General features: G+C 63.9%; 4 protein-coding genes and 2 rRNA genes. 3 read left to right on the top strand and 3 right to left on the bottom strand.

Annotated features, from left to right (window positions below; genetic code table 11):
- The first annotated feature begins 180 nt into the window (after positions 1 to 180).
- Together RWX45_RS05420 and rrf are read left to right on the top strand one after the other, a co-directional pair.
- A 23S ribosomal RNA gene (locus RWX45_RS05420) occupies positions 181 to 3,360 on the top strand.
- Positions 3,361 to 3,693: 333 nt separating this feature from the next.
- A 5S ribosomal RNA gene (gene rrf / locus RWX45_RS05415) occupies positions 3,694 to 3,811 on the top strand.
- 449 nt (positions 3,812 to 4,260) lie between these two features.
- Here the strand turns inward: rrf and RWX45_RS05410 are convergent.
- Positions 4,261 to 6,114, bottom strand: a complete 1,854-nt coding sequence (locus tag RWX45_RS05410) for a dolichyl-phosphate-mannose--protein mannosyltransferase (protein ID WP_410050681.1) — start codon at positions 6,112 to 6,114, stop codon at positions 4,261 to 4,263.
- A gap of 48 nt (positions 6,115 to 6,162) precedes the next feature.
- On the opposite strand from RWX45_RS05410, the gene rsmI reads away from it, so the two are divergent.
- Positions 6,163 to 7,095: a 16S rRNA (cytidine(1402)-2'-O)-methyltransferase gene (rsmI, locus tag RWX45_RS05405; protein WP_316022745.1), complete on the top strand. Its 933-nt coding sequence runs from the start codon at positions 6,163 to 6,165 to the stop codon at positions 7,093 to 7,095.
- On the opposite strand, the gene RWX45_RS05400 is transcribed toward rsmI, so the two are convergent.
- Together RWX45_RS05400 and RWX45_RS05395 are read right to left on the bottom strand one after the other, a co-directional pair.
- Positions 7,092 to 7,955: a hypothetical protein gene (locus tag RWX45_RS05400; RefSeq protein ID WP_316022742.1), complete on the bottom strand. Its 864-nt coding sequence runs from the start codon at positions 7,953 to 7,955 to the stop codon at positions 7,092 to 7,094. The genes rsmI and RWX45_RS05400 overlap by 4 nt on opposite strands.
- Positions 7,956 to 8,029: 74 nt before the next feature.
- The gene (locus RWX45_RS05395; RefSeq protein WP_316022741.1) at positions 8,030 to 8,644 is read right to left on the bottom strand and encodes a hypothetical protein; all 615 of its coding nucleotides are present in this window, start codon (positions 8,642 to 8,644) and stop codon (positions 8,030 to 8,032) included.
- Between the last annotated feature and the right edge of the window lie 124 nt (positions 8,645 to 8,768).

The following is an 8,768-nucleotide window of genomic DNA, read 5'->3' as shown; positions in this document are numbered from 1 at the left end:
GGGTTGTGGGTGGGTTGGTTGTGAACTGTATAGCGGACGCGAGCATTGGCTGGACTGGCTGGCTCTGCTGTTTGGTGGGGTTGGTTGGTTTGGCTTTTGTTTTGTTTGTTTTGTTGTTGCTTGTGGTTGTTTGTTTTGTCTTGTTTGTGGTTTGCTTGTTTGTTTGGTTGTTTTTGGTTGTGTGTTGTTTTTTTTGGGCGTTCGGTGGATGCCTTGGTACCAGGAGCCGATGAAGGACGTGGCGGCCTGCGATATGCCTCGGGGAGCCGGCTTGCGGGCTGTGATCCGAGGGTTTCCGAATGGGGGGACCCGGCACGGGTTATGTCGTGTCACCTGCCCTTGAATTGATAGGGGGTGGGGGGTTACGCGGGGAAGTGAAACATCTCAGTACCCGTAGGAGAAGATATTCCGTGAGTAGCGGCGAGCGGAAGCGGATGAGGTTAAACCGTGGTCGTGTGATACTCGGCAGGGGTTGCGGCTGCGGGGTTGTGGGGCGCGCTGTTGGGTTTGCTGCCGTGGGCCCGCGCTTTGGTTGGTGGGTAGCCGGATCCTTTGGGAAGAGGAGCCGTAGAGGGTGATAGCCCCGTAGGTTGAACCTGCTGGCTGGGTGTTTGGCGTGTTTTTCCCCTTTGTAGCGTGGGGTTCGTGGAGCCTTGCGTGAGTCTGCCAGGACCACCTGGCTGCCTAAATACTTCCTGGTGACCGATAGCGGATTAGTACCGTGAGGGAATGGTGAAAAGTACCCCGGGAGGGGAGTGAAAGAGTACCTGAAACCGGGCGCCTGCAAGCCGTCAGAGCCTGCCCGCCCTTGTGGTGGGTGGGTGGTGGCGTGCCTTTTGAAGAATGAGCCTGCGAGTTGCGGCGTGTCGCGAGGTTAACCCGTGTGGGGTAGTCGTAGCGAAAGCGAGTCCGAAGTGGGCGTTTTAGTGGCGCGTTGCAGACCCGAAGCGGGGTGATCTACCCATGGCCAGGTTGAGGCACGTGTAAGAGCGTGTGGAGGACCGAACCCACCTCGGTTGAAAACGGGGGGGATGAGCTGTGGGTAGGGGTGAAAGGCCAATCAAACTCCGTGATAGCTGGTTCTCCCCGAAATGCATTTAGGTGCAGCGTTGCGTGTTGCCGGGCGGAGGTAGAGCACTGGTTGGTTGAGGGGCCTTACAGGGTTGCTGATGCCAGTCAAACTCCGAATGCCGTTCTGGTTGAGCGTGGCAGTGAGACTGCGGGGGATAAGCTTCGTGGTCGAGAGGGAAACAGCCCGGATCGCCGGCTAAGGCCCCTAAGTGTGCGCTAAGTGGGAAAGGATGTGCGGTCGCGGTGACAGCCAGGAGGTTGGCTCAGAAGCAGCCATCCTTGAAAGAGTGCGTAATAGCTCACTGGTCGAGTGGTCGTGCGCCGACAATGTAGCGGGGCTCAAGCGCACCGCCGAAGCCGCGGACCTTGGCCGTTGTGGCCTGGGTGGTAGGGGAGCGTCCTGCACTGGGTGAAGCCTCGGGGTGACCTTGGGGGTGGACGGTGTGGGAGTGAGAATGCAGGCATGAGTAGCGAGACCGGGGTGAGATTCCCCGGCGCCGTATGACCAAGGGTTCCAGGGGCAGGTTCGTCCTCCCTGGGTGAGTCGGGTCCTAAGGCGAGGCCGACAGGCGTAGTCGATGGATGACGGGTTGATATTCCCGTACCGGTGAAGGACCGTCCATGCTGACGTGCGGGTGCTAACCCACGCCGCTGTTCGCCCGTTGTGGAGGATGCGTTGCGGCCTTCGGGTCGTGGGTGTTCTCCTTGGGCGGGGGTGGTCTGGGGATCCTCCGTGCTGGTAGGCAAGCGTATTAACAGGGGTGACGCACAGTGGTAGCCTCGCGGGGCTTATGGCTTGTCCCGTTCAAGCGCGTGGCCTGGCATCCAGGTAAATCCGGGTGCCTGTCTTGGATGACGAGGGTGAGGCGTGATGGTGACCCCACCTGTGGTGGGGGATAGTAGGGTGATCCTGGGGTGCCTAGAAAAGCCTCGACGCGAGGTGCTTTGCCGCCCGTACCCAATAACCGACACAGGTGGTCGGGCAGAGTATGCCCAGGCGGGCGAGTGAATCATGGTTAAGGAACTCGGCAAAATGCCCCCGTAACTTCGGGAGAAGGGGGGCCCGAGCCTTGAAGCCCCGTTGCGGGCTAGGGGTGAGGGTCGCAGTGACCAGGGAGGAGCGACTGTTTACTAAAAACACAGGTCCGTGCGAAGCCGTAAGGCGATGTATACGGACTGACGCCTGCCCGGTGCTGGAAGGTTAAGAGGATCCGTCAGCCGCAGCGTTCCTGCTGTGGTGAAGCGGTGAGCCTAAGCCCCAGTAAACGGCGGTGGTAACTATAACCATCCTAAGGTAGCGAAATTCCTTGTCGGGTAAGTTCCGACCTGCACGAATGGCGTAACGACTCCTCTACTGTCTCGACCATGAGCTCGGCGAAATTGCATTACGAGTAAAGATGCTCGTTACGCGCAGAAGGACGGAAAGACCCCGGGACCTTTACTATAGCTTGGTATTGACGTCCGCCATGGTTTGTGCAGGATAGGTGGGAGACTGTGAAGCCGGCACGCTAGTGCTGGTGGAGTCGTCGTTGGGATACCACTCTGACTGTGGCGTGCGTCTGAACCTCGGCCCGTGATCCGGGTCAGGGACAGTGCCTGGTGGGTAGTTTAACTGGGGCGGTTGCCTCCTAAAATGTAACGGAGGCGCTCAAAGGTTCTCTCAGCCTGGTCGGCAACCAGGTGTTGAGTGCAAGCGCACAAGAGGGCCTGACTGCGAGACTGACGGGTCGAGCAGGCACGAAAGTGGGAGCTAGTGATCCGGCGATCCCGTGTGGGTGGGTCGTCGCTCAACGGATAAAAGGTACCCCGGGGATAACAGGCTGATCCTGCCCAAGAGTCCATATCGACGGCATGGTTTGGCACCTCGATGTCGGCTCGTCGCATCCTGGGGCTGGAGCAGGTCCCAAGGGTTGGGCTGTTCGCCCATTAAAGCGGTACGCGAGCTGGGTTTAGAACGTCGTGAGACAGTTCGGTCCCTATCCTCTGCGCGCGCAGGAGACTTGAGAAGGCCTGTCCCTAGTACGAGAGGACCGGGACGGACGAACCTCTGGTGCGCCAGTTGTCCCGCCAGGGGCACGGCTGGTTGGCTACGTTCGGGCCGGGTAACCGCTGAAAGCATCTAAGCGGGAAACCGTCTTCAAGATGAGGTCTCCACCCCCACCTTTTTGGGGGGAAGGCTCCCAGTAGACTACTGGGTTGATAGGCCAGACGTGGAAGCAGGCACCACCCGTGGTGGTGGCAACCTGCTCGTGAGCTGACTGGTACTAATAACAGCCAACACAACACACACATGCACCATGTAAACGAGCACACACACAAACAACGCGAACACGAACAACGCGAACAACACAAACAAACACACACGCACCATCACACGCCCGGGCAACCCCCCAGGCCAACGGTGTAGGCGTCCGCTGTACGGTCTCACGACCAACCCCCGCCACCCAACCCCCCCCACACAAACAAGCAAGGCGGGGGCACGCAGGCCACAGACAACAACATAACCGCGCCAATCACACAACACGCGCACACCACCACCCCCCAACAACACGGGGCCCCAGCCAAGCCACACACAGGCAGGCCGGTGGTGGCAGCCCCCCAAGGCTTGGGGGCGTGTGGAGTGTCGGTGGTCATAGCGGGGAAGAAACGCCCGGACCCATCCCGAACCCGGAAGCTAAGAACCCCAGCGCTGATGGTACTGTCCCCGACAGGCGGACGGAAGAGTAAGACACCGCCGACACCCACACCCCCCACAAACACAACACACAAGGGTCCCACCCCTAGCGGGAGGGACCCTTCTTTCACACCCCAAAACCAACCAGCTGTGCAGTAGGTGGCTTAACCGGCCGTCGGACCTGGCACGGGCAGAGGCTCTCCTAGGGGCGGCCCGGCGCATCCGGGTGCGCGGGCGATGACCAAGCTGGCGACGGCACACGCGAGCCTGGAGCCGCACACGAACGATCGCCCGGAGCACGAGCCCGATGACGCACACGAGTCACCGCTAGGCACACACGACTCGGCCTCATGTACACGAGTTGCCGTCACGAACACGAGTTTTGGAGATATGCAGGTGCTAAGACCGTGCGAAACTCCAGAACTCGTGTCTTTGGGGCAAACACGTGTTTATCGGGTAACACGTGTTCACGACGCCGGGGTCGTCCCTGAGCGGGACAGCGGATAAGCTGTGCGTCACACCCAGGAGCTCAGCCACATGTGCCAATGCCAGAAGATGTAGGGGACTGTTTGTCCCGTCCAGATCGGCCACCACAGCACGGCGAACGCAACGGCGGCTACAAGTATCACGGCAATGAGGGCCAGCCCCTCACCACGCAGACGCCACGACGGCACGCCGGTCCAGTCTTCGGGCAGATGCAGGCGCAGGGGTCGCACGCCGAAGCCGAAGTAGGTGGCCACCATGCCGCGGGGCCACGCCCGTCCGGGACCGATCCGCCCCGCGTCGAGCCAGTTCGCCTCCCGGCTTGCCTCGGCGGAACCGGGCACGGGCCGCAACAGCCCCGTCACGGAGCCGAGCGCCAGCACCAGCACCAGCACCACGCAGGGCACGAATGCGACTGTGTAGAAGGTGAAGATGGTGCGGTCCCGGTAGATGAACCAGGGTAGATACAAACCGACGTAGCCGATTAGCGGCACCCATGCGCGCCAGTCGCGGTTGCGGATGGCCAGTGCGACGATGACGAAGATGAGCGCTACGACGGCGGCCCACCAGATGGGGATGTTGCCGATCGAGGTGATGGCCTGGATACAGCGGTCTGAGCCGCAGTCGGCGCCCGCCATGTCCTGGTCGCCCTGCCAGTAAAACGACGTTGGCCGCAACTGCAGCAGCCAACCAATCGGCTTGGACATATACGGGTGTTCGGAGTCCAGGCCGACGTGGAAGTTGTACATGGACAGGTGATACTCGAATAGATCATTAAGCGAGTCGGGTAGCCAGGAACGCTCGACGAACCCGTGCTCCGCCCGCTGGGCTGCGGCCCAACCATGGTTGTAGGCGGCGTTGTGCAGGAGCCAAGGTCCCCAGCCGATACCGACATAGATGACGAACGCGACCGGCACCAGGCGAATGAAGTCGCCGACGCCCCGGGCGACGATCCCCTCCAGGAACCAAGCGCGTGCCCGAACCCGGCGCAGTGCCAAGGTATCCCACACGACCACGAGGATCCCGACGGCCGCCAGCAGATAGGCTCCCGACCATTTCACCGAGCAGGTCAGACCCAAGACGATCCCGGTGGCCAGCAACCAGGGACGCAGGTGAGCTTTGGGCGCGCGTGCATCGGGCAGTGTGCCTGCAAGGTCCGCCGCCAGCCGCGCTCGGCTCCACTCCCGGTCGCGAACCAGGCAGTACAGCGTGAGGGTTGCGAATAAACCGATGAATCCGTCCAACAGGCCGATGCGCGACTCCGTGATCGCAACGCCGTCAATGGCCAGGAGCACGCCGGCCAGGCCCGCCAGCAGGGGTGAACGGGTCAGGCGCAGCGTAAGGCGCGCCAACACCATGACCGTGAGGATGCCAGCCACGGCCGGCATGAAGCGCCACCCGAAGGAGGACTCGGCGCCGAAGATCTGCATCCCCAGCCCAATGAGCCATTTGCCGAGCTGTGGATGGACCACATAGCTGGGGTCGGTGGTCAGCGCCGAGAAGTCTCCCTGAGCGAAGAGCTCATCCGCGCCGTCGGCCCACACCGACTCGTAACCGTTGTGCCACAGTGCATAGCCCTCCTTGACGTAGTAGATCTCGTCGAACATGAGCTGATGCGGGTGGGCCAGGCCGACCAGCCGTGTCAGCGCGGCGATGATCCCAGCTACCGCCGTGGCGATCCAGCCGTTGATCCGCAGCGCCTTCGGCGCCACGTATTCGCGCGGGTCCAGGCCCAGCGCGGTTCGCAATGCGTCCTCGCGGCGCGGCGCTGGGGCGGCAGGCTCGGCGTCCGCTGCCTTGCGCGAGTCGTCGACGGCGGGTGAAGAAGCGGCGTCAAGGGCGTGGGACTCGTCGGCGTCATCCGGTGGAGTACAGGGTGAAGTCACGTCAACGAGTCTAAGGCGGGCCGTCATACTGGGGCCATGAGCGAGGACATGAATGATGACACCCCGGAGGAGGCTCTCCTGCCCGCGCCTGCGGGTGCGGACGCTGCGGGAATAGACGCGCCGCGCCCGGGCACGATCACCCTGGCGGCCACGCCGATCGGGAACGTATCCGACGCCTCGCCGCGCCTGCGCGCCGCATTGGAAGGGGCCGACGTCGTCGCCGCAGAGGACACGCGGCGACTGTTCGCCCTGGCCCGCCGCCTGGGAGTGCGGGTGGGCGGCCGGGTGGTGGCCTTTCATGAGCACAACGAGACCGCTAGAACTCCGGAGCTGCTGGAGGCGGCGCGCGCTGGCAGCGCCGTCGTTGTGGTGTCCGACGCGGGGATGCCGGGAATCTCCGATCCCGGCTACCGGCTTGTGGTGGCAGCCGCCGCTGCGGGGGTTCCGGTCACCGTTGCCCCCGGACCCTCGGCGGTGCTGACCGCCCTGGTGCTATCCGGCCTGGCCAGCGACCGCTTCACCTTTGAGGGATTCCTGCCGCGCAAAGCGGGGGAGCGGCAGCGCGCCCTGGCGGAGCTGGCCGCCGAGCCGCGCACCATGGTTTTCCTGGAGTCCCCCAGGCGCACCCACCAGACCCTGCAGTCCATGGCGGATGCCTTCGGCGGCGATCGGCCGGCGGCATTGTGCCGAGAACTGACCAAGACGCATGAGGAGGTCCGGCGCGCGTCGTTGGAGGAGCTCGTGACGCTCACCGCTGACGGGGTACTGGGTGAGGTGGTGCTGGTCGTTGCCGGCGCCCCGGCACGGGCGGTGGATCTTGCCACTGCCGCCGAGCAGGCGCTCGAGCTTGCCGCCGGGGGAATGCGGCTCAAGGCGGCTGCGGCTCAGGTGGCGGCGCGGGTCGGCGCACGCCCCAATGAGGTGTATCGCGCGGCTCTGGCGGCGCGCGATGGCGATACTCCCAGACCGACGACGTCCTAGCGGCCTTGCGTATTCTCCGGCGGGGGAAGGGGACGGTAAACCACCTGCTGTGGGGCCGTCCCGTAGCTGCCCTGGGGCGACGCGGGCGGCTGGGGTCCCGTCGCCGTCGGCCCGGACGACGACGATGCCCCATACCCGGATCCGGCTGGCTGGCCCGGGACGAATCCCGGCTGCAACGCCGAATTCGGTTGCTGCTGGTACGGCGTCGAACCTGCCTGCGGGGAGGCGAGCAAACGCCCCATGACGGCGCGCCCGCGCGCACGCCTGCGCACAACGAACCAGATGGTCCCAACCGTGGCTGCGATCGCTCCGACGAAACCGAACGGCATGGAGGCGGACACCAGACGTAGGCTGCGATTCCACTCGGGGGAGACGTACGCCGTGTTGATCGTGATCGCACTGTCCCCGGTGCAGGCGACCGTGTAGGTGCCGGCGGCTTGCGAGCGGAAGCCCAGCACCTGCGGGGGAGGACCGCCGGCAATACGGTCCGGGGCGTACACGTCCAGTTTCGTGCCCGACGGATCGGTCACCGTGCAGGAAATATCGCCGTCGGAGGAGTACAAGCCATACTCCGTGTCTTCCAGTAGGCCCAGCGCGGCTGCGGTGCCGTCTTGGTCGAGGGCGACGGCGTTCTCGTCGCGCACACTCGGCGCCACGCGCACGGCGGCGACGAACAGCACTATTCCCACCAGCAAGGTGGCCACACCCATGATGAGGACGATGCGCGGCACCTTGAGGGAGGGCAGACCGTCCGCATCAAAACCGCGGCGCGGCCCCGGCGTGGGCATGTGCCCGGCCGGTGTTGTCGGCCACTGCGCCCCGGGGGTGGGGGCCGGGCCGGGCTGATTCCACATTGTCATGGCAACCTGCTATCTCCGCTTCTGGTCGCGGACCGTATGGCGAGCCCGCCAGTTTCTCGTGTCACTGCGCCCCCTCAGTAGCCCGGACGCCCACCAGCGTATCCGGCAGCCTGCGCCTGCAGCGCCTTCTTGTTGTTCGAATTGCGGACGACAAGCCAGATGAGCCCTGCGATGAGCAACGGGACGCCGACGATCGCCATGCCGGCGCCAACAAAGACGCCGAATACGCTGCGGACGATGTCCTGAGCCTTGATGAGTGGTCCTAGGTAGACGTCGTCGACGGAGGCCGTCGAGCAGGTGATGTCGTAGTCACCCGACACCTTGACCGTCAGCACGCCGAAGAGACGGCGACCGTTGATGGTGGTGCTCGATGACGGGCCATCAATGGTCGCGTTTCCGTCAGGTCCCTGGGCGGTGCAGGTTGACAGCCCGTTGCCGTACAGGCCATAGATGGCTGTCGATTCGAGCTGCACGGTAGTTGTGCCATCGGCAGCGATTGGTGCCATGTCGTCGCTGACGCGGGCCACCGAGACAAAGCAGACGACCAGGACGATGACGCCGAGCAGCGCCAGGAACACCCCCGAAAGCAGCAAAATCACCGGGCCCTTGCGTCCCTTGGGAGCAGGCGGATGCGGGGCCGCATAGGGGGCGGCCGTGTAGGGGGAGCCAGAGCTCGGTGGGTAAGACACGAAATTCCTTCAAGATTGCCAAGCGCTACTGGGGCGGCACCCGATCACTGCGCCGTCGCCCCCACCATACGTGCCGGTCGGGGCCGTCGCAGCCGCGCCAACGCAGTCGGCAGGCACACGCGGA

The organism is Actinomyces sp. MRS3W (assembly GCF_032465695.1).
Lineage (GTDB): Bacteria > Actinomycetota > Actinomycetes > Actinomycetales > Actinomycetaceae > Actinomyces.
The sequence above is the reverse complement of the archived record's forward strand: the minus strand, read 5'-3'. Positions and strand labels throughout refer to the sequence as shown.